Source organism: Micromonospora sp. WMMD1082, from assembly GCF_029626175.1.
Taxonomy (GTDB): Bacteria; Actinomycetota; Actinomycetes; order Mycobacteriales; family Micromonosporaceae; genus Micromonospora.
On the sequence record NZ_JARUBM010000002.1, the window covers coordinates 832242 to 857362 of the forward strand.

Below are 25121 nucleotides of genomic sequence, written 5' to 3' on the forward strand. Positions count from 1 at the left end.
CCGCATCTCCAGCACGTGAACTCGATAGTGACAGGCCACATCATGATCAAGACCCAACCGCGCCGGGATGCCACTGCGGATGCACGACCGCAGACAGGGCGGGACTGAGCCCTACGTCGTTCGCGCCCCTCCTGGGGCCGCTGCAGCCAGGACGTGGCAGAAACCCTCACGGGGACAACGTCTCCATCAAGGATGTGCCAAGCACCGGCCATGCCTCGAAGACACATGCAGAACCGTCCGCACGCACCAAGTTAGTACATTCGTTCTAAGTTTGCGGTATCGTCCTGGGATGACCGCTCCTGATGTGCCGCCCGGTCCGGTGTCGTTGACTGACCGGCAGCGGCAGATCCTCGCCGTGATCCGTGCCTGGGTGCAGCGGCATGGCTACCCGCCGACGGTGCGGGAGATCGGCGCGGCCGTCGGACTTGGGTCCCCCTCGTCGGTGGCGCATCACCTGAAGACCCTCGCGCATCACGGCCTGATCCGGCGGGCTCCTGGCGGGCCGCGCGCGGTCGACGCCCGCCCTCTGGTCGACGACGATGACCCGCCGGTGAAGTCAGAAGCCCAGCGCGGGGCGCTTGTGCCGCTGTTGGGAGCCATCGCCGCCGGCACGCCGATCCTTGCCGAGGAGCACGTCGAGGAGATGCTTGCCCTACCCGCCGAGCTGGTCGGCCGGGGCACGCTGTTCGCGCTGCGGGTACGAGGCGACTCCATGATCGACGCAGCCATCACCGACGGCGACATCATCGTGGTCCGTCAACAGCCGGTCGCCGACAACGGCGACCTCGTCGCCGCCATGATCGACGGGGAAGCCACCGTCAAGCAGTACCGAACCCGCGACGGCCGCATCGAACTTGTGCCCCGCAACCCGCGCTACCCAGTACTGCCCGGCGCTCACGCGACGATCCTCGGCAAGGTCGTCTGCATCCTGCACCGCCCGTGATCCCGACGAACGCCGCTGTTCTCCTGCCGACCGGATCGCGGAGGCGCGAGCCTGCGGCTATTACTCAGCTAGGTCCGGACGCCACATCGTGATCTCGTCGTCGAGGTCGCCGCTGCGAATGTCGTTCAGGGCAGCCATGTATCCGACCTCGGTGGCGTCGATAAGCATCCTCAGAACCTCGGTGGGCGCGTCCTGGTAGCCGTAGGCCGACCAGACGTTGGCCATCGCCTCGTAGGCCCGCCGCACGTCGCCCGCGCCTTGAGCGGTATTGCCGTGGAGGTTCGCTACGGCCTCGGACCAGCCGGCTACATCGCGCTCCGAATAGGACATGCGAGAAGTATGCGTGAGGCGATCGCTGCGCGGGAGCCCGCCGTTAGCGATGGGCGAGCCCTCACCGCCGCGGCCGAAGCGGGCCGTTGCCAGGTCTGCCCGCCCCAACTGCCTGGCATGAGGGTTACCAGCCTCGCTGGGCCTGGTAGGACGGTAGCTGGCCGCGGAGCACCTGCGCGAACTCTGCCCGCAGTCTCGTCAGGTCGATCGGGCGTCCGGCCATGCGCTCGCCCAGCTCAGCGATCGGCCATGTCGCGAGGTGGCCGAACCTCGCCGCGTATACCGCGACGGTGTGCAGCCCGTACCGGTCCGAGTAGTCCATCAGCGTGTACCCAAGTAGCTGATCGAGGTCGGTTCGCGCCAGCGAGGCAGCACGAGTGCCGTCCGCCCGGGGTTTGCCTCCCTGGCCGGACTTGATATCGACCAGCATCCCACCGGCGATCAGGTCCGCGTCGGCATTCAGGTCGGCACTGCCGTCGAAGGTCATGCCGGTCGTCACCGGCCCTGGCGGCAACCCCGACAGCAGCCGCTCGGCCGCCAAATCCCGCATCGCGACCAGGTCGGTCACCTCCGCGTCGGTGGCCAGCCCCAGCAGGTCCGCCGCCCTGCTCGACTCGCTGAGGCGCATCAGGCGGGAGTATTCCACCGACGCCGCTCGATACAGCTCCACGAGAAGCGCCAGCGCGTAGCACACCCGCGCCCACCATTCATCACCACGGTCAGCGAACCCTGCCGGCCGCATCCGCAGTTCCACCCCGCCCCCTTCAACGCGGCGGGGTGCGTCTCCGGCCGCGAGTTCGCCAAGCAGTTCCCGACCGGCCCGCACGCACGGTGCCCGCCCCGACAACAGCCCCATCAGCGGCAGTGCGATCGACGGGTTCGGGTCGACGAGCATCCGCAGCCAGAAGTCGATCGCCGCGCCCTGAGTGCCTGGTGCGACTCCGGGCGGCATGGCCAGTCGCTGCGGGCCGGCCGCGACTCGGAACTCTGCCTGGATTTCCTTGTACGCCGGGAACCTCGTCCGCAGCCACACGGCCACCGGACTCCGGGCGTCCTTCACCTCATACGTCAACGCGGACATGACCGGAAGCTACAGAAAGCCACCGACAGAACGCCGAAGGTGATCGGCAAGCGTATGCGAATGTGAACCCCATTCTTCGTCCTCGCCCCTGCGGCTCCGTCAGCCCGCAGAGCTACGTCCATCCGCCTCGCGCCCGGCCCGCATCCTGTCGCCGCTCCCAAGATCACATCGAACTCACCATCCGCCCTGGTGTCGGAATTCGCTGTCGGACCTGCTCGACACAGGACTCATCGACTGCGCTGGAGAAAGTCTCCGGCTCTCAACGACAAGGTCGGCCGGAAGGAAGGTGGCTGGGATGGTGGCCGAACCGCCCGGCGATCAACGGTGGACGCGGACACTGCCGGACCCGGCAGTCCGAGGAGTTGATCGACAGCCGTCGAGCCAAGTACCTGTCTGCCCTCAACTGGCCGTCGTAGGCCGCCACCGGCGAACAGTTGCCGCTGACCGAAGCCCGATGGCGGTGGGCGCGGCTCAGCATCTCGGTCGCATCCTGCTGGTGGTCACCGGTGCCGCTGTTGACGCGCTGGAGAGTCGTAGCGGTCGTGGTGGCGACTCAACCGGGTTACGAATCATGACTATGACGAGCACCGCGGCCAGCGCCGTCGACGCCGGCGTGCGGATGCCGATTCCACCTGGCGTGGATGCGGTGCCCGGCGCGAGCCTGGCCAGCGACGGCGAGGACTTGCATGTCTGGTTCAGCGGCGTCAGCGCCGAGGGGCATCGGCGACTTCATCACGCGGTCAGCGCCGACAGCGGCGCCACGTGGTCCCCGCCCAATACCGTCGTCGGTCTGGAGCCTCTAGCCGGTCAAGGGCTCTCGCCTTCGGTGCTGCGACGGCGGGACGGCTGGTGGATGTGGTACGTCAGCCACGACAGTCGAGGGCGACGTGTGTTCGTCGCCCGCTCCGACGACGGGCTGGTGTGGCAGCGTCTTGGGGTGGCCCTCGACCATGGCGAACCTGGCAGCGCTGACGCCGACGGAGTCGACTGCCCAGCGGTTGTCGGCACCAGTGGCGGCAGCTTGGTCATGGCCTACGGTGCGGGCAGCTCACGCAGCGTCGCGGCGGCGGTCTCCCGCGACGGTGTCACCTGGCGCAAGCTCGGTCCGATTCTGCACCGCAGGCTCACCGGTCCGGACTCCCGCTGTATCTGGTACCCGGTGTGGCTGCCCAACGGGCCGGACACGGCTGACCTGCTCTACGCAGGGCAGGACGATCGTGGCCGCTGGAGTTTCCTCACCACCGGCCGGGTCGACCTCGCGGCGCTGGCCACCCGGCCCAGCCCTCTCCCCCTGGCCGCAGCGGTCGATGCCGCGATCACCCACATCCGCTCTGCTGTCACCGCCGATTACCTGGCCGAGCCCGACTATCACCGGCCCGCTCTGGTCTACCGGTCGCCGGACGGCCGGGTCGAGCAGCTGCGACCCAGCACCAGTCCGGTGTTCGCCGTTCGAGACGGGCACGGCCACCCCGCAGGTGTGGTGAAACTCGGCCGGGACCGGGCGAGCGCCGAGCGGGAGTTCTCCGGCCTGCAGACCCTTGCCCGCTTCTACCCGGTCCCTGCGGCGACACTGCACTATCGGCAGGGTCGGGCCGTGCTGGTCATGGAGCACCTCGACGGGGTACCCCTTGCCGGGCTGGCCGCCGCCGATCCCGACCGGTTCGAGACGGTCCTGGGCGACATTGCCGACCACCTGGCCACCGCCGCGCAGGCCACCCTCATGCCGGCCTGTGATCTCGACGGGCGGCCGGATCACACCGAGGAGACCCCGGCCGTCCTCGCGGCCTGGGCGGCCGAGCTCGTTGCCCGACTCCGTCCGTGGGCCCGGCACCGGGTCACTGTCGACGGTGACCCGCTCGACGTCACCCTCGTCGATCTCTTCGACCTCACCCACCACAAGCTCAGGCAGCCGCCGTTGTGGGTCGTCGACGCCAGCGGCGACCTGCATCTCAACAACGTGCTCGTCGCCCGCGACGGGCGTCGGTGGTGGCTGATCGATTGCGAGTACGCCGGGCTGCACGATCTCGAATACCTCCTGGCGAAACTGATCACCTCGTGTGTCAAGCACACGGGGCTGCTCACCGCCCACGCCTCGGCCACTCACGATCATCTGCATCTCACCACCCGACTCGCGCATCCGCTCGCCCGCCGGGTGCTGAGCATGGCGTGGCTGCTGGACCGGCTTGCCGGGCTTCCGGTGGATCGGGAGCGCCTGGCCGCCCATCTGCTGCCGCTGCTGTATTTCCGGTTCACCCCCGAGAACGACGCAGACCCGCCCGCGTTCGGTTTGGCCGCCCTTGTCCTGTCCGCCGACGCGATCCTCCACCGGAGATGACCTGACGCTGCAGCCAGACCTGGCGCGGGGGAAAAGCACCCGGTTCCGGCATGCCAAGGGCCCAACCTGGTCGGTAGCCGAAGCGGCTCAGAAAACTCGCAGGTCAGATCCTTGACGGCGACCAGCGGCGGGGTGAGCATCAGGGGTGCGGTCCACGCATCGGGCCGTGTCGGGAGCCAGCGAGGTGATGGTCCGCGCGCTGGCCGGCATTCCCCGGCGGCAAGGTGGAACGCCCGACAGCGGCCGGGCACGCCTCGACCGCGGACCTATCAATGAGACGTGTCGTCCCGAACCCCGTGCTGGGGCGGGGCGCGGCCACTTCCCCGGACGGGAAGTTCGAGGGCCTGCGGTGTAGCCGCGTGCGACGTGGTCACCGCGCCGAGAAGCGCCGCTCACTCGTGTCCGTGACGTGCGCGCACGCCCGTGAACCTCTGTCGGTAGCGATTGGCGTGCGCGCATGCCGGTGCTTCCCGGAGGGAGGTGCACACCATGCCGAAGGAGACCTCCCAATGACGTTGTCAAGCCGCGATAGCGGCAGGCGGTACGGGTTGGTAGCACCGTCTGTCACGCAGGAGTGCCCACAGGACGTTGATTCGGCGGCGGGCGAGTGCGAGTACGGCCTGAGTGTGCCGTTTGCCCTCGCCGCGTTTGCGGTCGTAGAAGCGCCGCGACTCGGTGCATCGTTGGATGCTGATCAGCGCGGAGGTGTAGAAGACGCGCTGGAGGCCCCGGTGGTAGCGGCGTGGGCGGTGCAGGTTGCCGCTGACGCGTCCGGAATCGCGGGGCGAGGGAGCCAGGCCGGCGAAGCCGGCCAGCCGGTCCGGGGTGCCGAAGGCGTCGAGGTCGCCGCCGGTGGCGGCCAGGAACTCAGCGCCGAGCAGCGCGCCGATGCCGGGCATGCTGGAGATCACTTCGGCGAGTTCGTGCTCATGAAACCGGCCCTCGATGAGCTTGTCGATCTCGCTGACCTTCTCGTTGAGGGCGATCACCTCCTTGGCGAGGGTGTGAACCATCTGGGCGGTGAGCTTCTCGCCGGGCAGCGTGGTGCGTTGCCGGTCGGCGGCCTCGACAGCGGCGGCGGCGATGGTGCCGGCCGAGCGGACTTTGCGGTTACGCAGCCAGGTCTGCAACCGCGCGACGCCGACACGGCGAAGAGCTGCGGGGGTCTGATAGCCGGTCAGCAGCACCAGCGGGCCGTGGTTGGTCAGGTCGAGGGCACGTTCCAGCGCGGGGAAGATGTTCAGCAACTGCTCGCGCAGTCGGTTGATGGTGCGGGTCCGGTCGGCGACCAGGTCGCTGCGGCGGGCGGTGAGGATCTTCAACTCGACGGCCGCCTCGTCTCCCGGGCGCACCGGGTTGAGGTCACGGCGCATACGTGCCTGGTCGGCGATCACTGCGGCGTCGCGGGCATCGGTCTTGCCGGTTCCGCGGTAACCGGCGGCGGCCCGGTTCACCGCGAGACCAGAGATATAGACCAGCCGCTGCTCATGGTTGATCAGCAAGGCGATCAGCAGAGCCGCGCCGCCGTCGGCCACGTCGACCGCCCACGTGACCTCGTCGCTCAGTGCCAGCACATCGGCCAGCAGCGTCAGCAACTCCGCTTCCTCGTTGGCCACTCGCCGCGACAGCAGCCGGTCGCCGTTCTGGTCGACCACCACACAGTGGTGATGCGCCTTGCCGATATCTACGCCGGCCCACACCTTGGGCACGGTCACCTCCACAAGTTCGTTGGTGAGTCGGTCCGCAGACGACCTCGCCGGCATGGTCCTACACAGCGATCTACTCGCAACTCCCAATCGGCGGCCGAGTCGTCGCGGGGTGCTGGGCGGCCAGGTCTCCTGAGCCATCAACGGCAACCCGATGAAAGCCACACCCAGCACCCCCGGATGAGCCAACCCTACGAACTGGGCGGTCATCACGATCAAGAAGGTAGGACCCCGATGACCCGCGAGGCGGCCGACCGGATCCGCGAGGCGGCCGAGCGAGACCCACACTCGCCGACTGCGCAGGACGGATTCCCCGACCGCGCCGATCGGGCCGTCGACCGCAACGAGAACCAACAGGACCCAGAGGAGGAGTAACCCAACGCGTGTGGGCCCGGCCACAGGCCGGGCCCACACCCGATGGACTCAGCGCTTACGTACGCCGGAGCACCGCGGCCGTCCGTGAGCTCCGCGTCTTCTGCCCGCACGCGGCGCCTGTTGCGGCGACGATGGACGCATGATGCTGTTTCCGCCTGCGGCGCTGCTGCTGGACTTCGGTGGCGTTCTCGTCGAGTCGCCCCGCCACCAGCGGACCCTTCCCGCTGACCTGGTACAGCGGCTCCATACCCTCACGGGACACGCCGTCCCGGTCGACACGATTGTCCGGGACATCACCGACGGAGCCCGTCGGTATTCGCGCTGGCGCGATGACACCAGCCGCGAACGGGGTCCGCGGGAGGCGAGCCACGACCAGGTCTGGGACGAGTTCATCACCGTGGGGTGGCCGGAGGCGGCGCGGGCTGCCGTGCGGGCGGAGGCGGTGTCGTTGAGCTACGCATGGGCGTGGGGCGACAACTGGACCGTACGCGACGGCATCACGGAAGCACTACAGGCAGCGGCGGCGGGTGGGATTCCGATGGTGGTGGTGAGCAACGCGATCAGCGGGGCCGCTCACCGGGACTTTCTCGCCTCGGTAGGTCTCGGGGCGCTGTTCGCCGCCGAGTTGTACAGCGACGAGATCGGGGTACGCAAGCCGAACCCCGAGCTGGCCTGGCGCGCGGCGGACACGATCGGCGTACCGATCGGGAAGTGCTGGTTCGTCGGCGACATGCTCGACCGTGACATCGCCTGCGCCCGCCACGCCGGAGCCGGGGCGGCGATCCTCATGCGCTCGTCGCGCACCGCCCGGGCGGTGCCCACGTCGGGGGTCGAGCCGGATGTCGTCGTTGACGACGGGTACGGGCTGCGGGACCTGCTACGCCAGGCTGGGCTGCACTGACTGCCGAAGCCGAGTGGAACTGCCGGGCCCATGAAGTTGTCCGGCGGACACGTCGGCTACGGCGTGAGGCCGTGCGGCTCGCGGCGGGCCCGACTGAGTAAGCCCACGGATGTGCACGTCACGTCGGCTGTCGCCTTGGGGACAGGTGGCAACGAATGGGCGTTGTCGGCTGCGGAAAGACGGTTGGCTAGGGGTGGCCGATGGTGTCCGTCAGGTGGAGCAGGAGAGCGCAGGCGAGTAGCAGGACCACGAAGCCCGTGAGGGCTCGGGTGAGGCGGCGTCGATACAGCGCCCACGTGAGCGGTGATGCGCCGCCCTTGATCAGTGCCGCGTACAGCAGCAGCACCCCGACGGATCCGGCGATCAGCTTACCCACGACCGCACCTGCCCGCTCCCACCGGTGCGGCGAGGACGTGCACACCACCAAGGCTGGTGAGACAGCGTGTGGCGGCAGGATGTTGGCAGCCGGCCGGCGGGGTGTCGGTGTCCGGGGTGCGGCGGCTGTCGGTGTAGAGCCGGTAGCCGTCGGCCTCAGCGACGATCGCGTCTCGGGCGTGGGGCCCCATGCGCGGATCCGACGGTGGGACGGGACCGGTGATGGTGGTGAAGGCGGCGAGAATCTGGCCGGTGTTCGGATCGATGGTGAGGACGTCGCGTCGTGGCACGCCGGAACGGTCGGTGTACGGCAGGGCGATGTCGATGCCGGTCCGCCCGACGCGGTCGGTGACGCCGGTTTGGACGAGCAGGCCGGGTTGCTCGGCGAGGAGCCGGAGGAGCGCGGCGCGGACCGGGCGGGTGGGGGCGTGACGTTCGTAGAGCATCGCGACGCCGCCGATGAGGTGCCCCGGGCGGTCCCGGTCAGGGCCGGCGGTGATGAGCAGGTGGGACCGCAGGTCGGCGGCCCTGGTCGGTGGTAGCTGGTCGAACCGGTCGCCCCCGCTATGGCCTGTCCAACTTTGGTCTGAACCGTCCGGGGTGCAGCCGGTGGTGCTGATCTGGGTGCTGACCTGCCGACCGTTCGCGGCGTCGTCGGTGCGCCAGAGTTGGTCGACGCGGATGCGCTGCGGCCATCCGGCCGGTCCAGGTGGGCCGGTGATGTCGCGGTACCAGGTGCGGCCTTCGACGTACTGGTACCTGCCGCTGGTGGTGTCGGCGGGTGCGGTGCTAAGGCTGCTGGCCAGACGGGTCAGCACCGGGCCTGCCGGAACCCATGGCGCGCTGGTCGGGGTCGGGGTCGGGGGCATCGGCGACGGTGCGGCAATGTCCCCACGGTCGGAGGCCGCGTCCCAGCCTGCGGGGATCTGCGTCGCGTCAGCGGTGCGATGGTGCGGGCCGGTGTGGATCGGATAGGTGAGGACTGGTGTCATGGCGATGGTGAGGGAGACCAACGCCGCCGTCAGTCGTACCGTTCGGGAGGTCCGCGGTCGTCCTGGCGAGGCTGGCGTACGAAGCGGAGTCACGGGGTGTTCCTCATCGTTGTTCTCGGTCGTGGTTATGGGAGTGGTGGCTCGCTGCTGTTATGGCAGGCGTTGTCAGTCGGCCACGTCGTTCGAGAGGGGTGGGCGGTAGGAGGTGAAGTAGGTCGCCGATGGCGTGGGTGACGGTCGGGTACCGGGGCACGGTCGCCGGGTGCGGTGGGATGTCCGTCGGCTGGTGGGAGATCCAGATCGGAATCAGGCCGGCTGTTTGAGCGCCCTGGACGTCGGTCCGCCAGTTGTCGCCGATGTGCAGGCATCGTGTGGGGTCGATGTTCAGTGCCCGGCTGCAGGCGTGGAAGGGAGCGGCGTGGGGTTTCGCAATCCCGCTGTCCGGAGCGCAGATGACGGCGGTGACGAACTGGGTGAGGCCGGCCCTGCTCAGCTTCTGCTGGATCGAAGCGCGCGGCCCGTTACTGCAGACCGCGAGCGGTACGCGGTCTGCCAACGTCCGTAAAAGGCGGTGGAGTTCCGGGTCCGGCTCAATTTTGGCGAGCTGGGTGGCGGCGCACGTGTGCGCCAGCCGGTCGAGGTCGATGCTGTCGAGCGTGACACCGATGCTCCGCAGCGCTGTGCCCCAGAACCGTCGACGAAGGTCGTGCAGGCTGTGGGTGCCGGTGTCGGCGGGATGCGTCCAGAAGGTTCCGAACGCTTGGTGGTAGGCAGCGGTCAGCTCGTCCGGATCGACCTGCGAGGACAGTTGAGCTGCGAGTTGGCTGCCTGCTCTGACGCCGCGGGCGAGGCTCGTGCTGGTGTCGACGAGGGTGTCGTCGACATCGAAGCTGACGGCCACGGGCGGGCGCAGCGGCGGCGAACCGAGTCGCGTGCGGAGGTAGTCGGCCAGCACCGGCAGCGTGTCGGTGGAACGCCCGAGGTCGTGGGTGGGTGTAAACAGGCTGCACGCTCTCGTCGCTAGCGTGGGTGTCATCGCCCCACGCTCATTGCGGCTCGGCGGGGTGCGGGGGTTTTGAAGCGGGCGGACCAGGGTGGGGTGGTCGTGCCGAGGGCGTGTTCGGCGAGCCGGAGGAGTTGGATGTCGGAGGTGCCCGCCGGGGCGAAGATGTGCAGGGCGTCTCGGAGGTAGCGCTCCAAGGATGATTGCTGGGGGTGTAGGCCGTGCGCGGCGTGGATCTCCATGGCGGTGCGGGCGGAGTCGATGGCGTACTCGGCGTTGATGAGTTTGGCGTTGATGAGTTCGGCGTCGCAGGGTTGTCCGGTGTCGAGCAGGTGGGCGGCGTGGTAGACGGCCAGTCGGGCGGTCATCAGCCGGGATTGGATGGTGCCGAGGCGCTGTGTGACGACTGGTAGGTGGGCCAGCGGATCGCCGTATCGGTGCTGGCTGGTGGTGTAGGCGATGGTCGTGTCGAGGATCGCCTGGTGCAGGCCGAGGGCGACGGCGGCGAGGTTGGGTCTGCCGTACAGGATGCTGGAGGAGTAAGCGACGTCGAGACCGTCGCCGTCGGCGCCGAGCCGGTTGGCCGCAGGGACGCGGCAGTTGTCAAAGACGATCTCGCCGAAGCTGAAGCCGTGCAGTCCCATCGCGGGTTGATGTGGCGTGAGGTGTACGCCGGGGCGGTCGGCTTCGATCAGGAACGCGGACAGGCCACGGGAGCCGGGTCCGGTGCGGGCCACGACGCCGTGCAGGTCGCCGATATGGCTGTTGCCGACGAAGGTTTTGGTGCCGGTGATGAGGTAGTCGTCGCCGTCGCGGACGGCGGTGGTGGTCATGCCGAGCACGTGGCTGCCGGATCCGGGTTCGGTGACGGCGATGGTGGGCAGGCAGGTGCCGGCGGCGATAGCAGGTAGCCAGGTCTGTTTCTGGCGGTCGCTGCCGAAGTGGATGATCTTCGCGGTGCCGAGGTGGGATGCCTGGATCATGGCGCCCATGGCGGCCGAGACGCGGGACAGTTCCTCAATGATGATCGTTTTGGCGAGGTGGCCGAGCCCGAGTCCGCCGTAGGTGGGGTCGATCGTGACGCCGAGCCAGCCCTGGCAGGCGATGTGTCGGGACAGTTCGTGTGCCACGGTCCGGGACGTCTCCAGTTGCGGGATGTGGGGTGCGATCTCGGTCTCGGCGAACGCGCGGACGGTGTCGCGCAGGCGGGTGTGACGGGGGGTAAGGCGGTAGCCGTTGACCATCTGCCGATCTCCTCGTGAGTCGCCCACGGCGTCCGTCGGTGGCGGCGGGATACGCCGCAGACAGGAGGCCCGTGGTGGGGTGCTGTCACAAGCAGTTCCGAACGGTTGTGCCGCCGGTCGGGGCGGCACGACGAGGTGGGGATGTCCCGTGGGGTCGGTGGCGGGTTCGGGCTGGTGTCCCGGCTATCGCGGGTGGTGGTCGCGCTGGTTGATGCGGGTGGACAGGTCAGCGGCCCAGGCTTTGATGGTGGTGAGCCCTTCTTGGCCCCAGGTGCGGGGTTCGGTGCCGACGACGCAGATCGTGCCGAGGGTGGTGCCGGTGTGGTCGATCAGTGGAGCGCCCATGTAGGTGCGGATGCCGAGCTGGTCGACGACCGGGTTGCCGGCGAATCGGGGGTAGGCGCAGACGTCGTCGAGGACCAAGGCGCGGCGGCGGTGTACCACGTGGGGGCAGAAGCCCTGGTCTCGTGACATGCGGCGGCCCGGTTCGACTGGGGTGGGCGCCGATAGTCCCGGCGGGGTGCTGCGGCCGGTGTAGAGGCCGGCGAAGAACTGGCCGTGCTCGTCGAGGAAGTTCACCATCGCCCAGGGCATGTCGGTGATGTCGGCAAGGTTGCGGGCAAAGTCGTCGAAGTCGCGTTCCGGTCGGCCGAGGCCGAGCGCGCGAAGGCGCTGGAGTCGTTGTGGGGCCTGCGGGTCGGGCGGGGTGAGGGGTGGGGGTTCGAAGCTGTCGGTCATGTCGGGTTGCCTGCCTGTATCGGGTGGGTCCGGGCGGGGTGGGCGAGCAGGGTCTGCACGAGCGTCAACAGCACGACGGTCGCGGACCGTTGGTGGCGGGCGTCGCACGTCACGATCGGCACCTCGGGGCGTAGCCCCAGGGCCTGGCGTACCTCGTGCGGTTCATAGCGGTGGGCGCCGTCGAACTCGTTCACAGCGACCAGGAATCGCATACGGCGGGACTCGAAGAAGTCCACTGCGGCGAAGCAGTCCGGCAGGCGGCGGGTGTCGACCAGGACCACCGCGCCGAGCGCGCCGTGGCACAGTTCGTCCCACAGAAACCAGAACCGGTCCTGCCCGGGTGTGCCGAACAGGTACAGCACGGTGGCGGGGTCGATGGTGATGCGACCGAAGTCCAACGCCACCGTGGTGGTCGCCTTCGCCTCCACCCCGGCGAGGTCGTCGACGCCGGTGCCAGCGGCGGTGAGCAGTTCCTCGGTACGCAGCGGCGTGATCTCGCTCGTGGCGGTGATGAAGGTGGTCTTACCGACCCCGAACCCGCCCGCGATGAGGATCTTGAGGGCATGCGGGAGGTGGTCAGAGTCGCTGTTGTAGGCCGGCAAGGAGTCTCTCCAGGATCGTTCGGTCGGTGGGGTCGGCGGCAGGGCTGGGTGGGCGGGTGCGGACCGCGCCGACCGCCACCAGGTCCGACAACACCACCTTCGTGACCGCCGCCGGCAGCCTCATCCGGGCGGCGACCTCGGCGACTGTGGTCGCCGCGCCGCACAGCCTCAGCGCCACGTCGTGGTCTGGCTCCAACCGGCCCCTGGGCCGTACGCCGGTAGCGACGACCCACGACAGCAACTCCATCGCCGTGGTGGGTCGGGTCCGCCCCGCGCTGACCGTGTACGGGCGCACCAGACGTCCGGCCGCCTCGTCGAGCCACGTCTCCTGATGCGCGCCGCCGGCCGTCATCGCAGGGCGGGGGACGGCAGTACGGTGCCCCGGGCGGGTGTCGCCAGGTACGGCCGCACGCTCTTGACCATCTGGGACATCTCGTAGCCGAGTACGCTGACATCGGCCTGTCTGCCTGCCAGCACCGCCAGCACCGCGCCGTCGCCCGCGGCGGCGACGAACAGCAGCGTCTCGTCGAGTTCGGCCACCACCTGCCGTACGCCGGAGCCCGCGTCGAACCGGTCCGCGGCGCTGCGGGTCAGCGAGAACAGGCCGGAGGCGATCGCCGCCAGATGATCCGCGCTGTCGTCGGCCATTCCGTGGGCCGCGCGAGGCAGCCCGTCGGAGGACAGCAGCAACGCGCTGCGGGTATGCGGCACTCGTTCCACCAAGCCGGACAGCAGCCAGGCCAGTTCCGATCCGGGCGCACTACCAGTCATCGCACACAACTCCTCTTCTCGACATCACACGGTCAGTGGTCATGAACCCGGCCGCCCGCTGTGCTGCTCGGCGTCGGCGGAAGCGGCGCCGCGCAGGAAGTCCGCTATCAGCGTCGGGCTGTGCTCACCGGACGGCTGGTTCACCGCTGCCGGACGGTGCTCTCGCAGCGGTGCCGCCAGATGCGCCTGCCGCTCGCGGCGCGGCAGCGCAGGGCGTGTCCCGCTCGCCTCCTGCATGTGCCCGGCAGTGGTGGCGTCGTGCCTCGCCGGCAACCCGCCTCGGGGCGCCCCCTGCACCTGCCCGGCAGTCGGCGGTGAAGGGTGCAGTGCGCTGGCCGGGATGACCGCGACACCGACCGTGGGTGATGAGATACCTGCCGGTCCCCCGCGCGACGAGGGGCGGCCTGCGTCCGCGGCGGCCGGCTGGTCGGCCGTCCGGTCCCCGAGCAGGTCCACCGGCAGGATGACCACTGCCTGCACCCCGCCGTAGACGTTGTTTTGCACCCTGACGGCGATGCCATGCCGGCGGGCCAGCGCCGAGACCACCCAGATCCCGATACGGCCGTCACGCAGCAGATCCGCGACCTCCACCCGGTCCGGGTCCGCCAGCAACGCGTTCACCCGATCCTGCTCCGCATGAGGCATCCCCAGGCCCCGGTCGTCGACCTCGACGGCCACCCCGGCCGCCACCCGTCGTGCGCGCACCGTCACCTCCGTGTGCGGAGGCGCGAACGCGGTCGCGTTCTCGATCAACTCGGCCAGCAGATGCACCACGTCAGCGCCGGCGTGCCCGCGTACGGTGCCCTCCACCGGAGGCACCACCCGCACTCGCGCGTAGTGCTCCACCTCGGCGATCGCCGAACGCAGTACCTCCATCAGCGGCAGCGGCCTGCTCCACTGCCGCCGTGGTACGGCCCCGCCCACCACCGCGAGGTTCTCGGCATAGCGGCGGATACGGGTCGCCAGATGGTCCACCTGGAACAGGCCCTTGAGCAGATCAGGATCCTCGACCTGCCCTTCCAGCACGTCCAGCAGCTGGATCTCCCGATGCACCAGACCCTGCAACCGGCGGGCAAGGCCGACATACACCTCCTGCTGCCCCACCACCAGCGGCAGACCCGCAACAGGCGGGACAGCCACCACGTTGCGGGCAAGGGACCGGGCCAGCCCACCAGCGCGCACCGCAGCGCTCGCGACGACCACGACGCAGGCACCGACCGCGACCATGAGCACCAGCCAAGCCACGACTGGAACAGGCCCTGCCGGCAGCACCACCGCCCAGAACGCGACGCCCAGACCGATCACCGCCACCACCACGGCCGGCGCCACGGATGACCACAGCAACCCACCCTGCGGGCCTGCATCGGACTGCCCGTCGACCGAACTGCCGAGACGGACTCGCAACCCTGCCTCCCCCGGGTAGGTAGTGAAAGCAGTTGCTCGCACCACCGGCCGCGACCGAGATCCTCCGGATGCGGGGCCATCCGCCGTACCGGTGGGTTCTGCCGTCGCAGCGATCAATGTCGGGTCTCAGTTATCGTCGGATCGCGTTGTGTCGAACACTGTCGACGCAAAGATTCGACATCGGACCGTCCACGCGAAGGTGGATCATGAGCGACGCGCAGCGGATGCGGGATGCGAAGAAGGCCATGGGTCGCCAGCTGGCCACGTGGCGCACTCGGCGGGGACTTCGACAGCACGACCTCGCCGACGAGATTCCGATGTCCCGTAGCACCATCGCCGGTGTCGAAGCCGGTGCTCAGGTGGTGGACGAGACGTTCTGGAGCCGCTGCGACTCCCTCTTGCGGGCGGACGGGGAGTTGCTCGTCACCTACCGGCAGTACCGCGAGCTGGAGCGGCGGTACCAGCAGGAAAGAGCGGAGGCGGCCCGCCGAAAACGGTGGGGCCCGGTAACGGCTGTCGTTCGCACCGGCGGCATGCGGCACCACGAAACCGCTGTGGCCGCGCCGGGCGTAGAAGCCGACGAGCAGGCGGCCGGCCCGTCGCCGGTCAGCGTCATGCAGGAGGTGCTGGAGAGCGCCGTCACCGGCGCCGGCGGCAGCAACCCGGCAGGTGTCGACCTCAGCCTGCTGGAACAACGGGTGTTGGACGCCCACGACGCCCGGTGGCGGCGGGGACGTCGGGAGGCTCCGCTGCTGGTCGTCGTCGGCGGCTACGCGGGCAGCGGGAAGACGCAGCTGGGCGAGTTGCTCGCGGCCCTGACCGGGTGGCCTTTGCTCGATAAGGACACGCTGACCCGGCCGATGACGGAGGAACTTTTGCGTGCGCTCGGCGGGGATCCGAACGACCGGCACAGCGACGCCTATCTGGCAGCTGTCCGGCCGATCGAGTACCGGTGCCTCCTCAACGCCGCTTTCGACCAGCTGAGGCACGGCACCTCCACGATCGTCACCGCCCCGTTGCTGCGGGAGGCACCGGACCCACGATGGCTGGACAGGATGAGAAGCCGGTTCACCGCATCGCAGATCAGGGTCGCCACCATCTGGGTTGACGCGGACATCGAGTCGATGTACCGGCGTCTGGCCAGCCGCGACGCGGCGCGCGACAGCTGGAAGCTGAACCACTGGAACGCCTACAGCGGCGCGATCGACCTGGCCCTGCGGCCGGCGTGGAACCACCTCGTCATCGATAACGGGGCAGGTGCCGTGCGGCCGATCGAGGAACAGGCGGCAGTGGTCGGCCGGATAATCTCACCGGCGTGAACCCTCCGGCGATAATCCTCTACGGTCCGCCCGCCTCCGGTAAGGACACCATCAGCGAGGCCCTGGCCGGCCTCGATCACCGGTACGTGCTGTTCGAAAAGCTCAAGATCGCGACTGAGTACGGCGATCGTCCTGGGTACCGGCTCGCGACCGAGACCGAGCTGGCCGAGATGCGCGCCCGCGGCCTGGTCATCTACGAGAATGCCCGGTACAACAACCGGTACGTCGTTGACCGGCCCGGCCTCGCCGCCGCCTTCGCCACCGGCGACGTTCCCGTCGTGCACATGGGTCAGGTCGCCGGGGTACGCGCGCTGCGGGCGTACCCCGCGACCTGGCTGCGTGTGCTGCTGTGGTGCCCACGGGACGTCACCGCGCGACGCGCCCGCCACCGCGGCAGCCCCGACGTCGACGCCCGGCTGACCGCCTGGGACGAAACCCTTAGCGACCTACAGGCGAGCGAACCCGACGACTTCGATCTGCGTATCCAGACCGACCAGCACGAGCCGGCGGAGTCCGCCAGCCTCATCGACGCGGCCCTGACCGCTGCCCTCGCCCGAACCAGCGCGCCGGGCGCCGGTCGCTGACCACCCCCGATTTGTGTCGAATCCTGTTGTCGACGGTGTTCGACACAGCGGGACAGGCGTTGGCTGAGCAAGAGATCCCGCGGTCTTGCGGGCGGGCCGTGGGAGGAACCATGAGCAAGCGCCTGGTCGTCGAGACTCACGCCAGCTCCTGCTATTTCCGCACCTCCGTGCAGGACGGTGAGCGTAAGGCGTTGGTGCAGATCACGGAGCGATGCAATCTGCACTGTGTCCACTGCTTCGTTTCCTCCACCCACCAGGGGGTGGACATCACCCTCGACGACATGGTCGAGCTGGTCCTGCCCCGGCTGCGACGCGCCCGGGTGACCCGGTTGACGCTCACCGGTGGAGAGCCGTTCGTGCATCCGCACCTGGTGGAGATCTGCGCTGCGGCGGCGCGGATGGACCTGCCAGTGAAGATCTGCACGAACGCCACCCAGACCAGCAAGGCGCAGATCGCCGCCCTCGCCGAGCTGGGCACCGTCCGGGTCAACGTGAGCTTCGACGGGTTCCGTCCCTCCTCGCACGGCCGGTTCCGGGGCAACCGCGACTCCTTCGCGGTAACCGTGGACACGACACGCCAGTTCGCCGACGCCGGGCTGCTGCACGGGATCCTGTCGACACCCAACGCGCTCACCCGCCCGCAGGAGTTCGCCGAGCTGTGCTCGTTCGCCGCCGACCTGGGTGCGGCGTACGTGTTGATGAACCCGCTGTCGAGCTTCGGTCGGGGCGTGAAGTCCCACGGGCGGCTCGCCGCACCGGAGCAGACGATGCGGGCGATCACCGCCGCCACCGCGCCCCTGGCGGACCGGGTCGAGCTGGTGCCGATCCGGTTCCCTAATGACACCCGGCCGTTGTCCGGCTGCGACGCCGGCACCCTGATCTACGTGTTCGCCACCGGCGACACCGCCGTCTGCCCCTACCTGGTCTTCGCCGCGCGGACACCACAGTCCCGGCACGCCGACCACGAGTTCCTGGTCGGCAACATCCTCGACGGCGAGATCGCCGACGCCCTCGACGCCTACCGCTTCCACGACCGCTACGAGGTCGGGGCGAACCCGACCTGCCGGACGTGCGCGGTGAGCAGCGCCTGCGGGAAGGGCTGCCCGGCCGCGGTGGTCGCCGCCGGCCAGCGCGTCGGCGCACCGGACGCCGAACAGTGCCCACCCGAGAACGTGCGGCGCCCACTACTGCCGATCCACCCCGTCACGGCCTGACCTGTCGTGTTCATCGTCATCGAGGGACCCAACGGCGTCGGAAAGACCACCGTGGCGGGCCTGCTGGCCGAGCGAATGCGCCACCGCGCCGGGCGACCCGTGCATCTGACCAGCGAGCCCACCCGGACCCGGCTGGGCGAGCTACTCCGCGAGGCCGAAGCCGTCATCCACGGGCGGGCCCTCGCCCTCGCGATCGCCGCGGACCGCACCATGCACGTCGAGGACGAGATCATCCCCGCACTCGACGCCGGCACCATTGTGATCAGCGACCGCTACGTGCAGTCCTCACTCGTGCTCCAGCGGGTCGACGCCGTCGACCTCCGCGAAATCTGGAGCTACAACCGCTACGTCCTGCAACCCACCCTGTCGCTCTACCTGACCGACGACCCGCACGTCATCGCCACCCGCCTCGGTAACCGCCGCCGACTGAGCCGGCTGGAAGCCACCGGCACACCCGCAGGCGAACTCCACCTCTACGACCAGGCATTCGACTTCCTCGACCGCCAAGCATGGCGCCAAGCGAAGATCGACTGCCGGGGACGCGACCCCGACCAGGTCGTCTCTGCCATCCTCGACACGCTCGACCCGATGCTCGCCCCGCACCCCGCGGCCTGAAAGGCTCCCGGCGTGTTGTCGATCCTGACTGTGAACATTCAGGCCACCTCCCGCCGCCGCGCCGAACCGCTCCTCCGGTGGCTCGCCGACCGCCCCGAACACGTCCTCCTGCTCACCGAAACCAGTAACGGGGACGGCACTGCCTACCTGCTCGACCACTTCCGCCGCGCCGGCTGCCACGTCCACCACCCCACCCTCGACAAAGACCGCGGCGCCGCCCTGATCAGCCGCATGCCCGTCACTATCCGTCCGGACATCGCCGCGCGGCTGAGCATCCCCGGCCGCGCCGTCGCCGCCACCATCCACACCAACCCGGCCGTCACCGTCCTCGGCATCTACGTACCCTCCAGCGACCGCGCCCCGGCCAAGGTCGAACGCAAACGGGCCTTCCTCGCCTCCCTCACCGACACCCTCAACCACCTACCAGCCGACGAACGGGCACACCTCGTACTCGGCGGGGACTACAACGTCATCACCCGCGACCACCAACCGCCCTACCCCGGAGTGTGGCTACCCTTCGAGTACGCCCTCTTCGATGCCCTCACCGCCGTCGGCCTCACCGACGCCCACCACCACCTCACACCCGGCATCCCCCACCACAGTTGGTACGGCCGCGCCGGCAACGGCTACCGCTTCGACTACCTCCACGTCGGCACCGCCCTACGCGACCGGCTCCACAGCGGCAGCTACCTCCAGGAACCCCGCGATCAACGCCTCACCGACCACGCCGCCGTCACCCTCACCTTGAACCTGCCCGTCGACACCCTCACCATCCGCGACACCCCGCCGGTCGCCGAACCCGCGACCCTGTTCTAACTACGTCAGCGCTCGCCCTGTTCGACCTGGTGGGCAAACAGCTCTCCCCGCGCATCCGGGACCTCGGGAAGGTCACCCTTTACCGGACCGGCCCGCGCCGAGTTCAGTCTGCGTCCGGCGACTGGCCCCCTGACCTGGCAGCGATCCAAGTCGGTAACGTTGCGTGACGGGTGTTGCTGAGTCAGCCGTTCCTCGTCGTGCGGATCTGCTTGACGATGAGAGTACGTCGGGGCACAAGATCAGGATACGGCTCGCCCTTACTCTCTACTCGGCTCTGGACGTCAACCTGACATTTCCCCTAGAGTTGGAAGATGCAGTTGGGAGCCATACTGGCCATTACCATTCCCGGCGAAATGCAAAATGCCCTGCGAATGCTACGGAACCTCTTTGATGAGGAAACTCTGCCGATTACCCTCGCTAGCCTTGCCGTGCTTATCTCCGTATGGGCAGCCTTAATATCTCGCCGAAGCATGAAGGCTAGCGAAAGAAGCGCCAGAGCTGCTGAAGTTCAAGCACGCCATGCCGCGAGTCAGGCTGAAGCTGCGGAACGCCAAGCCGTCGCAGCCTCAGAGCAGGCGTATTCGGCGAGTTCAGAGGTGTCCACGGCCATTCAAACATCGGAAATCTCAGCGCTGGAGGGCGCAAAAGCGAGGATCGACGCCTCATTGCCTCGCATCTCGGCAGTGATTTTTAAGAAGAATGATTATGCTGGATTGGCGGAGAACAGCTACGCATTGCCAACCCCCCTATCCTCCATGCCGATAACTGAACCAGTGAAGCTCGATCACTGGTCGACCGAGGGCTCGACAGGCTCAACCCCGCACTGGGCTTGGGACGCCTTCTTCGTTTCACATGGGCTGCTGTTCAATTTTGGGAACGAGCCGGCTCGCGTGATTTCGCCAAGCGTGCAGTTCTACGCCGGCACCCACCCCTTCACGGGAGAGGAAGTCAAAGAACCGGCTACAACCATCCACGGCGAGAAGATCCTCTACTCAGGCCAATCTGCACTCTTCCAGGTCATCGCGAGAAAGCAGGTGGACGACTGGGTTCAGATAATCAGAAAAGGAGAAGAAGAAAGAGAATTCTGCGAAGCCCACCTTTCTTTCTTCCCAGCCGATTTCGATGAACCCGAGTGTGGAGTGAAGATCCGCACTACGGGAATACCGTTGAGCCACGTCACGCCGGAGGGTGTTTATGCGATTTTCAAGCCGAACAGCTATTTTGACGTTCACTTGGAATTCTTGCGGAACTATCCGGATTCACCCGAGGAGATCGCAGCTAGACTGAAAGGCGACAGAGAGGAGCTATTTGCTCTTTACATGAAAAAGCAGCGAATGAAATGGTTTCGCGAAGAAATTGCTAATCGCAAGCCGGGCGACGAGAGCATTGAGGGCGACGCCGATGCTGCGTCGAGTGACTAATTAATAGCAAGCTTCCCGACCCGGCCAGCGGGCCGCGCCCGGGTCGCCCAAGTACTTCGTCGACGTCGCGCTGCATCCGTTCGGGTCGGTGGAGACCGTCGGGGTCGCCGGCCTGATCGATCGGATGAACCTGCTCGCCACCTGGACGCCGGTGGTCCAGGCCGCCTACATGTGCGACGAGGCCGCCGAACGGTGGAGGAAGGAGAACGGCCACTGATCCGTCCCTGTACCCGGATAACAAAATATTATCTACTACATGGGTGGTGACGTGATCCTCTTGGCCTGCTGTCGGCACCTCGGCCCCGGTGCGCGACTCGCGCACGTTATCCGGTACATCGCCGGGCCGGTCCGGCTGGGGTCCGGGTCGTGAAGGACGGCGTGACGATCCCGTTCGTCATCGACCGGTTCCTCGACTCGGCCCGGTGCCGCAACCCGAACACCCGCCGCGGCGCGGGACCTGTACCCGGTCACCGGCCGGGCCAGGTTGGGCTACGACCGCGCCCGGGTCCTCCTGGATTACCTACACCTCATCCGGTCCGGGCCTGCCCGGCTGGGACCTGCACCAGCTACGGCACTCCGGCGCCACCACCTCGGCGAGGCCAACGCCGGCCTGCAACTGATCATGGCCAAGGGTCGGTGGCGCAACTCCCGCACCGCCATGCGCTACGTCAGGCCCGGCGGGGCCGTCGTCGCCGAGGTCACCGAACTACTCGACATCACCCCCGACCGGAGGTGATCGCAGGTGTTCGTTCGCCGTGCCTATCTGCCGCCTGACACGCTGACCCCCACCGACCGCGCCCGGTGGCCCTACACCATTCCCGCCGTGGCCGGGCTGGCCGAGCACGGCGTCGAGTTCACCACACCGGTGACCCTGCTCGCCGGTGACAACGGCACCGGCAAGTCCACCCTGGTCGAGGCGATCGCGGTCGCGGCCGGGTTCAACCCCGAAGGCGGCAGCACCTCCTTCCGGTTCACCACCCGCGCCACCAAATCCCCGCTCGGCGAGCACCTGGTGCTGCAACGCACCCCCGGCCGCAAGCCCCGCACCGGGTTCTTCCTGCGCGCCGAGTCGTACTACAACGTGGCCACCGAGATCGAACGCCTCGACGCCGACCCGCACTCCCCACCCCTGCTCGGCGCCTACGGCGGGATCTCCCCACACCACCGCTCGCACGGCGAGTCGTTCCTCGACCTGGTCAACCACCGCTTCGGCCCCCAAGGGCTGTACCTGCTCGACGAGCCGGAAGCGGCCCTGTCCGTGCACGGCTGCCTGGCCCTGCTGCTGCGCATCGCCGAACTGGTCGACCAAGGCAGCCAGTTCCTCATCGCCACCCACTCGCCGATCCTGCTGGCCAGCCCCGGCGCGACGATCCTGCACATCGACGCCGCCGGCACCATCGCCCCGGTCGACTACGACCAGGCCGAGCCGGTCGCCCTGACCCGGGCGTTCCTGGCCGACCCGGGCCGCTTCCTGCACCACCTGCTCGCCGAGCGCTGACCAGACGCGCACCCGGCGCCATCCCCTGCCACCAGGTGATGATCACCGCGTGGCCAGGCGGAGCAGATGCTGGTAGGAGCCGGGGTCCGCGCCCAGCGCTCGCAACACCGTGCCGGCGTGCGCGAACACCGCGGTCTCCGCCGGGTGATCGTCGAGGTCACCGCGGTCGAGCATCCGGCCGGCGATGTAGAGCTGGCTGAGCATGCCGTCGTGGCTGTCCAGTTCGGTGGCGTACCGGGCTCGCACCAACTGCGCGACCGGTGGTGCCGCCAGGCTGTGCAGGTACAAGCTGGCCGCGTCAAACCCGGCCGGGGCCAGCCCCCAGCCCTCCCAGTCCAGCACCCAGCAGCCCGGAGTGGTCAGCTGCGCCCAGTGCAGGTCCGCGTGCGCGGGCACCCACCGCTGCACGTCGACGGGCAGCGCCGCGTCCCAGATCCCGATCCGGGACGCAAACCGCTCGGCATCCACCGCGACCCGATCGGTATCGACCCGGGGCAGGAAGGCCAGGGTGCCGGCAAGTCGCGCCCACCACGTCTCGGTCAGCGCCGGCACAACGGTCAGCGCCGCCGTCGGGCTGCACGCCGGCTCATCGACGTAGCTCATCAGGTCGGCGCGGAACCGCAGGTCGCGCTCCGCGTACTCCCAACTCCGCCACACCCGGGGCAGCCGCAACCCGTTCAACTGCTGCGAGGCGGTGACGTTGCCGTCCCAGAACACCCCGACATCCCCGTCTGCGGGTTCACCGACCAGCCGCAGCCACCCGTCGCGGCCGTCGTCGTCGACCCGCACGCCGACCGACCGGTCACGCCACCCGTACCGGGGCTCACCCACCAGCTCGACCCGCAACTCGATGGCAGCCCTGCGCAGCACCCCCGCCAGCCGCCGCCGGTGGTCGTCCGCGTCGTCGTCGCGCCAATGGTCCTCGCTCGGCAACCACCTTGTGTGCTTCACCCGTCCAGCATCACCCCGCCACCCCGGCCACCGCGAGCCCACCACGCCCACTCGGGGACCATCTCGCCCAGACGCCGGCTCAGCGGTAGTACGGCCAGCACCGCTTCGACGGCGCACACGGACTACACGACGGACTGCACGACGGTGAACAGGTCGGCTGACACCGCGCTGGCGCACACTGCGGCCCGCACGGCTTCGGCTGCTTGTTGAAGGCCGCCTCCATCTCGGCCCGTACCTGCCCGGTACGCCGACCAGCCAGAATCAAGGCGAGATCCGCTTCGCGGACGTTGCCAACCGGCAACCAGCGGGAGAACACACACGGCCACACCGCGCCGTCCGCGCCGACCGCCAGCACCCCCGAGGCGCAGTTGCCGCACAACTGCTCCACACCCTCGGCGCCGCCGCGCACCCCACGGCCGACCTGCCGAAGCCGGTCCACACCCACCTCGGCGACACCCAGGTCCCGCAACTCGGCCACCGCGCCGGCCACACGCTGACCTTCGCCCATGTCGATGACACCCACCCGCAGCGGAATCGACCGGCGCACCGCCTCACCGATATTCGCCCGAGTACGAGCATACGAACCGGCCCGACCCGTGATCGCGGCATGCTGCCCGGCCCGATCCGAGTAGTACGAGCAGGCCAAACGCACCCCGGGCTGGGCGAACAGCTCCCACAACGCCGGCGTGACATGCACCAGGTTGGAGAACACCTCCACCTCCACGCCGGCAGCAAGGGCATACCCGAGCAGATCCGGAAGGTCCGGGTGCAACGTCGGCTCCCCACCGATGAACTGCACCATCTCCACACCCAGCTCCACCGACTGGTCGATCACCCGCCGCCAGTCCGCAGCCGCCATCGAACCGTGCCCACCGCCCGGACCGCTGTCGGCGTAGCAATGCCGACACTCCAACTGACACCGGCCGGTGATCTCCAACCACACGAACGACAGATCCGCCATCCCAGGCTCCGCCCTCTCCCAAGGGAACATGAACCCGGAGTATCACAACAACCACCGACAGAAACCCTTCGATCTAAGCGAGGGGCCCTTCCACTCAAGATCTGCATCTGAGCAACCACGCCGACACCGTGGTGACCTTACGAGACAGTGTTCGCTCTAGCAGCGGTCTGCGCCGCCCGGAGCAGCGAGTCGTAGGTGTCGCTGGTCCGCGCCAACGTCACGCCCAGCGTGGTGGCAAACCGGTGCATCTCCGCTTGGACCCGCTCACCGTGCTCGCCGACATTTACCAAGCGCTCGATCTCCAGGAACGTGCCGATTCCGTCGACCTCGTCCACGCACAGCGACATCTGTCCGTATGCCGCTGTGCGGCGGGTCTTGCGGATCCGGACCGTGGGGTAGAAGCCCATCTGTTGGACTGCGGCGTGCATCTGTGTCCGGTCGGCTACCTCGGTCTCGTGTTCGACACACGAGAGTTCGTTGGCCACCGGTGTCTTGACGGTCAGCAGGTGCCGGCCCCGCTCGGTTCGCAGACGGGCGAACGGCACTCCGATCTTGGGCTGTCCGTACTCCCAGCCGATCCGCGCGTACGCCTGGTCATCCTGTGTGATCGGGGCCGACAGGACGATGTCCCGCGCTGCGAGCGCGGCCTCCAGCGCGCCGAGGTCCGCGACCTGGTACTTGACCTCCACCTCGCAGGCGGCCATGGCCGTCATCTGCGTCTGGGGTACCTCGATGCCCGTCACGGCGTCGCAGCTTACGGCCCGATCCCATCCGCCTGCGCCGCGCCGCGCCGGCACCAAACCAGACAGGCCCGCATCAAGCGAGGGTACTTGACGGGCGTTGGCCGCTGTGGGCAGGCGATAGCCAACCGGAAGGTACTCGTGTCGAACACCGTCGGCGCGCACTCTCGACACGGCCCCCCACTGCGAATCCCCGCCGTGA

General features: G+C 68.6%; 27 protein-coding genes. 12 read left to right on the forward strand and 15 right to left on the reverse strand.

Annotated features, from left to right (window positions below):
* The first annotated feature begins 289 nt into the window (after window positions 1-289).
* The gene (gene lexA / locus O7615_RS04065; RefSeq protein ID WP_278175888.1) at window positions 290-943 is read left to right on the forward strand and encodes a transcriptional repressor LexA; all 654 of its coding nucleotides are present in this window, start codon (window positions 290-292) and stop codon (window positions 941-943) included.
* A gap of 60 nt (window positions 944-1003) precedes the next feature.
* Here lexA and O7615_RS04070 read toward each other — a convergent pair whose 3' ends face one another.
* Together O7615_RS04070 and O7615_RS04075 are read right to left on the reverse strand one after the other, a co-directional pair.
* The gene (locus tag O7615_RS04070; RefSeq protein ID WP_278175890.1) at window positions 1004-1273 is read right to left on the reverse strand and encodes a hypothetical protein; all 270 of its coding nucleotides are present in this window, start codon (window positions 1271-1273) and stop codon (window positions 1004-1006) included.
* 124 nt (window positions 1274-1397) lie between these two features.
* On the reverse strand, window positions 1398-2354 hold the full coding sequence (locus O7615_RS04075; RefSeq protein WP_278175892.1) for a hypothetical protein: 957 nt from the start codon (window positions 2352-2354) through the stop codon (window positions 1398-1400).
* Between the two features lie 577 nt (window positions 2355-2931).
* Here O7615_RS04075 and O7615_RS04080 point away from each other — a divergent pair.
* Entirely contained in the window at window positions 2932-4689 is a 1758-nt protein-coding gene (locus tag O7615_RS04080) for a phosphotransferase (protein WP_278175894.1), read from the forward strand.
* 518 nt (window positions 4690-5207) lie between these two features.
* Here O7615_RS04080 and O7615_RS04085 read toward each other — a convergent pair.
* Window positions 5208-6404: an IS110 family transposase gene (locus tag O7615_RS04085; RefSeq protein ID WP_210941659.1), complete on the reverse strand. Its 1197-nt coding sequence runs from the start codon at window positions 6402-6404 to the stop codon at window positions 5208-5210.
* Between the two features lie 225 nt (window positions 6405-6629).
* On the opposite strand from O7615_RS04085, the gene O7615_RS04090 reads away from it, so the two are divergent.
* Window positions 6630-6770, forward strand: coding sequence for a hypothetical protein (locus O7615_RS04090; RefSeq protein WP_278175895.1), 141 nt, complete (start codon window positions 6630-6632; stop codon window positions 6768-6770).
* A 142-nt stretch (window positions 6771-6912) separates the two neighbouring features.
* Window positions 6913-7671, forward strand: a complete 759-nt coding sequence (locus tag O7615_RS04095) for an HAD family hydrolase (RefSeq protein WP_278181968.1) — start codon at window positions 6913-6915, stop codon at window positions 7669-7671.
* A gap of 187 nt (window positions 7672-7858) precedes the next feature.
* Here the strand turns inward: O7615_RS04095 and O7615_RS04100 are convergent, their stop codons facing one another.
* The 9 genes from O7615_RS04100 to O7615_RS04140 all read right to left on the reverse strand — a co-directional run bounded on the left by O7615_RS04100 (window position 7859) and on the right by O7615_RS04140 (window position 14800).
* Window positions 7859-8047 carry a hypothetical protein gene (locus O7615_RS04100; RefSeq protein ID WP_278175896.1) on the reverse strand — a complete coding sequence of 63 codons (189 nt, stop codon included), beginning with the start codon at window positions 8045-8047 and terminating at the stop codon, window positions 7859-7861.
* Window positions 8040-9038: a hypothetical protein gene (locus O7615_RS04105; RefSeq protein ID WP_278175897.1), complete on the reverse strand. Its 999-nt coding sequence runs from the start codon at window positions 9036-9038 to the stop codon at window positions 8040-8042. Before O7615_RS04105 ends, O7615_RS04100 begins: the two co-directional genes overlap by 8 nt.
* Window positions 9039-9141: 103 nt before the next feature.
* Window positions 9142-10074, reverse strand: a complete 933-nt coding sequence (locus tag O7615_RS04110; protein WP_278175898.1) for an HAD family hydrolase — start codon at window positions 10072-10074, stop codon at window positions 9142-9144.
* Window positions 10071-11285 (reverse strand): acyl-CoA dehydrogenase family protein, encoded by a 1215-nt coding sequence (locus tag O7615_RS04115; RefSeq protein WP_278175899.1) that lies wholly within the window; start codon window positions 11283-11285, stop codon window positions 10071-10073. The genes O7615_RS04110 and O7615_RS04115 overlap by 4 nt, the downstream gene beginning before the upstream one ends.
* Before the next feature lie 183 nt (window positions 11286-11468).
* A complete protein-coding gene (locus O7615_RS04120) occupies window positions 11469-12023 on the reverse strand; it encodes a GAF domain-containing protein (protein WP_278175900.1) in 555 nt (184 codons plus the stop codon).
* Window positions 12020-12625: an ATP/GTP-binding protein gene (locus tag O7615_RS04125; protein WP_278175901.1), complete on the reverse strand. Its 606-nt coding sequence runs from the start codon at window positions 12623-12625 to the stop codon at window positions 12020-12022. The genes O7615_RS04120 and O7615_RS04125 overlap by 4 nt, the downstream gene beginning before the upstream one ends.
* Window positions 12600-12977 carry a DUF742 domain-containing protein gene (locus O7615_RS04130; RefSeq protein WP_278175902.1) on the reverse strand — a complete coding sequence of 126 codons (378 nt, stop codon included), beginning with the start codon at window positions 12975-12977 and terminating at the stop codon, window positions 12600-12602. The genes O7615_RS04125 and O7615_RS04130 overlap by 26 nt, the downstream gene beginning before the upstream one ends.
* Window positions 12974-13396 (reverse strand): roadblock/LC7 domain-containing protein, encoded by a 423-nt coding sequence (locus O7615_RS04135; protein WP_278175903.1) that lies wholly within the window; start codon window positions 13394-13396, stop codon window positions 12974-12976. Before O7615_RS04135 ends, O7615_RS04130 begins: the two co-directional genes overlap by 4 nt.
* A gap of 39 nt (window positions 13397-13435) precedes the next feature.
* Entirely contained in the window at window positions 13436-14800 is a 1365-nt protein-coding gene (locus O7615_RS04140) for an ATP-binding protein (RefSeq protein ID WP_278175904.1), read from the reverse strand.
* A gap of 206 nt (window positions 14801-15006) precedes the next feature.
* Between O7615_RS04140 and O7615_RS04145 the strand changes: the two genes are divergently transcribed.
* The 8 genes from O7615_RS04145 (at window position 15007) to O7615_RS04180 (ending at window position 22267) form a co-directional block, all read left to right on the forward strand.
* Entirely contained in the window at window positions 15007-16119 is a 1113-nt protein-coding gene (locus tag O7615_RS04145) for an AAA family ATPase (RefSeq protein ID WP_278175905.1), read from the forward strand.
* Window positions 16116-16703 carry a kinase gene (locus O7615_RS04150; protein WP_278175906.1) on the forward strand — a complete coding sequence of 196 codons (588 nt, stop codon included), beginning with the start codon at window positions 16116-16118 and terminating at the stop codon, window positions 16701-16703. The genes O7615_RS04145 and O7615_RS04150 overlap by 4 nt, the downstream gene beginning before the upstream one ends.
* Before the next feature lie 110 nt (window positions 16704-16813).
* Window positions 16814-17917 (forward strand): radical SAM protein, encoded by a 1104-nt coding sequence (locus O7615_RS04155; protein ID WP_278175907.1) that lies wholly within the window; start codon window positions 16814-16816, stop codon window positions 17915-17917.
* 6 nt (window positions 17918-17923) lie between these two features.
* Window positions 17924-18532, forward strand: a complete 609-nt coding sequence (gene tmk, locus O7615_RS04160) for a dTMP kinase (protein WP_278175908.1) — start codon at window positions 17924-17926, stop codon at window positions 18530-18532.
* Between the two features lie 12 nt (window positions 18533-18544).
* Window positions 18545-19348, forward strand: coding sequence for an endonuclease/exonuclease/phosphatase family protein (locus O7615_RS04165; protein WP_278175909.1), 804 nt, complete (start codon window positions 18545-18547; stop codon window positions 19346-19348).
* Between the two features lie 311 nt (window positions 19349-19659).
* On the forward strand, window positions 19660-20769 hold the full coding sequence (locus O7615_RS04170; RefSeq protein ID WP_278175910.1) for a hypothetical protein: 1110 nt from the start codon (window positions 19660-19662) through the stop codon (window positions 20767-20769).
* Between the two features lie 88 nt (window positions 20770-20857).
* Window positions 20858-20986, forward strand: a complete 129-nt coding sequence (locus O7615_RS04175) for a hypothetical protein (protein WP_278175911.1) — start codon at window positions 20858-20860, stop codon at window positions 20984-20986.
* Window positions 20987-21511: 525 nt separating this feature from the next.
* A complete protein-coding gene (locus tag O7615_RS04180) occupies window positions 21512-22267 on the forward strand; it encodes an AAA family ATPase (RefSeq protein ID WP_278175912.1) in 756 nt (251 codons plus the stop codon).
* A gap of 42 nt (window positions 22268-22309) precedes the next feature.
* Here O7615_RS04180 and O7615_RS04185 read toward each other — a convergent pair whose 3' ends face one another.
* The 3 genes from O7615_RS04185 to O7615_RS04195 all read right to left on the reverse strand — a co-directional run bounded on the left by O7615_RS04185 (window position 22310) and on the right by O7615_RS04195 (window position 24922).
* Window positions 22310-23218 (reverse strand): hypothetical protein, encoded by a 909-nt coding sequence (locus tag O7615_RS04185; RefSeq protein ID WP_278175914.1) that lies wholly within the window; start codon window positions 23216-23218, stop codon window positions 22310-22312.
* Between the two features lie 79 nt (window positions 23219-23297).
* Window positions 23298-24179 carry a radical SAM protein gene (locus tag O7615_RS04190; protein ID WP_278175916.1) on the reverse strand — a complete coding sequence of 294 codons (882 nt, stop codon included), beginning with the start codon at window positions 24177-24179 and terminating at the stop codon, window positions 23298-23300.
* A 137-nt stretch (window positions 24180-24316) separates the two neighbouring features.
* On the reverse strand, window positions 24317-24922 hold the full coding sequence (locus O7615_RS04195; protein WP_278175917.1) for a CYTH domain-containing protein: 606 nt from the start codon (window positions 24920-24922) through the stop codon (window positions 24317-24319).
* Window positions 24923-25121 lie beyond the last annotated feature (199 nt).

What these genes read in the sequence shown, in the direction of transcription:
- lexA (WP_278175888.1), top strand. Translation starts at nt 290, where the DNA reads ATGACCGCTCCTGATGTGCCGCCCGGTCCGGTGTCGTTGACTGACCGG.
- O7615_RS04095 (WP_278181968.1), top strand. Translation starts at nt 6,913, where the DNA reads ATGCTGTTTCCGCCTGCGGCGCTGCTGCTGGACTTCGGTGGCGTTCTC.
- O7615_RS04115 (WP_278175899.1), bottom strand. Translation starts at nt 11,285, where the DNA reads ATGGTCAACGGCTACCGCCTTACCCCCCGTCACACCCGCCTGCGCGAC.
- O7615_RS04080 (WP_278175894.1), top strand. Translation starts at nt 2,932, where the DNA reads ATGACGAGCACCGCGGCCAGCGCCGTCGACGCCGGCGTGCGGATGCCG.
- O7615_RS04090 (WP_278175895.1), top strand. Translation starts at nt 6,630, where the DNA reads ATGACCCGCGAGGCGGCCGACCGGATCCGCGAGGCGGCCGAGCGAGAC.
- O7615_RS04105 (WP_278175897.1), bottom strand. Translation starts at nt 9,038, where the DNA reads ATGACACCAGTCCTCACCTATCCGATCCACACCGGCCCGCACCATCGC.
- O7615_RS04135 (WP_278175903.1), bottom strand. Translation starts at nt 13,396, where the DNA reads ATGACTGGTAGTGCGCCCGGATCGGAACTGGCCTGGCTGCTGTCCGGC.
- O7615_RS04070 (WP_278175890.1), bottom strand. Translation starts at nt 1,273, where the DNA reads ATGTCCTATTCGGAGCGCGATGTAGCCGGCTGGTCCGAGGCCGTAGCG.
- O7615_RS04120 (WP_278175900.1), bottom strand. Translation starts at nt 12,023, where the DNA reads ATGACCGACAGCTTCGAACCCCCACCCCTCACCCCGCCCGACCCGCAG.
- O7615_RS04130 (WP_278175902.1), bottom strand. Translation starts at nt 12,977, where the DNA reads ATGACGGCCGGCGGCGCGCATCAGGAGACGTGGCTCGACGAGGCGGCC.
- O7615_RS04155 (WP_278175907.1), top strand. Translation starts at nt 16,814, where the DNA reads ATGAGCAAGCGCCTGGTCGTCGAGACTCACGCCAGCTCCTGCTATTTC.
- O7615_RS04170 (WP_278175910.1), top strand. Translation starts at nt 19,660, where the DNA reads ATGCAGTTGGGAGCCATACTGGCCATTACCATTCCCGGCGAAATGCAA.
- O7615_RS04075 (WP_278175892.1), bottom strand. Translation starts at nt 2,354, where the DNA reads ATGTCCGCGTTGACGTATGAGGTGAAGGACGCCCGGAGTCCGGTGGCC.
- O7615_RS04110 (WP_278175898.1), bottom strand. Translation starts at nt 10,074, where the DNA reads ATGACACCCACGCTAGCGACGAGAGCGTGCAGCCTGTTTACACCCACC.
- O7615_RS04145 (WP_278175905.1), top strand. Translation starts at nt 15,007, where the DNA reads ATGAGCGACGCGCAGCGGATGCGGGATGCGAAGAAGGCCATGGGTCGC.
- O7615_RS04190 (WP_278175916.1), bottom strand. Translation starts at nt 24,179, where the DNA reads ATGGCGGATCTGTCGTTCGTGTGGTTGGAGATCACCGGCCGGTGTCAG.